General features: G+C 37.1%; 1 protein-coding gene. It reads left to right on the top strand.

Annotated elements, in window-relative coordinates; translation table 11 throughout:
* Positions 1-105: 105 nt before the first annotated feature.
* Positions 106-256 (top strand): DUF262 domain-containing protein (locus AAEY88_RS14465; RefSeq protein ID WP_350563508.1); only part of this gene is annotated, 151 nt, incomplete at its 3' end.

Genomic DNA, 256 nt, shown 5'->3' with positions numbered 1-256 from the left:
CTCAACAGGTGTTGAATTTTCAGCCGCTTTATATAAAAGTGCCTAAGTTTAATAATGCTGAGAAAGTACAAGGATTTATTGAAGCAATGAAATCGGGAAGTATCAATGAGTGATGTGAAACAAGTGGAACAGTTATCCGTTAGAGTGCTTTTTGATAAGAAAATTCAATATATTATCCCTATTTATCAGCGAAATTACGCTTGGGGTGCACCTGAGATTGAGCAGCTTATTCAAGATATTAGTGATGCCGCAGGGC

This window comes from Psychrobacter sp. CAL346-MNA-CIBAN-0220 (assembly GCF_040309805.1).
In the GTDB taxonomy this organism is placed as follows: Bacteria; Pseudomonadota; Gammaproteobacteria; order Pseudomonadales; family Moraxellaceae; genus Psychrobacter.
Note: the sequence above shows the minus strand (reverse complement) of the source record. Positions and strands in the feature narration are given on the sequence as shown.